Origin of the sequence: Streptomyces sp. NRRL F-2664 (assembly GCF_000719345.1) — a bacterium.
Classification (GTDB): Bacteria; Actinomycetota; Actinomycetes; order Streptomycetales; family Streptomycetaceae; genus Streptomyces.
In genome coordinates, this window is the sequence record NZ_JOFX01000589.1 from 1 (window position 1) to 239 (window position 239).

General features: G+C 77.8%; 1 protein-coding gene. It reads left to right on the plus strand.

Translation table 11 applies throughout. From position 1 onward, the window contains the following. On the plus strand, window positions 1-239 hold a 239-nt coding region (locus IF89_RS40310), incomplete at both ends, for a hypothetical protein (protein WP_043195207.1).

A 239-nucleotide genomic window follows, 5' to 3' on the forward strand; every position in this document is an offset into this window, starting at 1 on the left:
ACGGGGCGGTGACGGGGCTGGAGTACGGGCGGCCGCTGGCCGGACACGGCCCCGTCGTCACCCGCGTCGCCTCGCCCCTCGGCGCGGTGACCGAGATCGGCTACGAGGAGATTCCCGGATCGCCCGTGCCGGCGCTGGCCGCGACCCGCCTGCGCACCCTCGACGACCGCGGTGAGCTGGCCGCGCCCGAGCAGCGGATGAACGTCTGGGCCGAGGGGGGCCGCGCCTACACCGGGGCG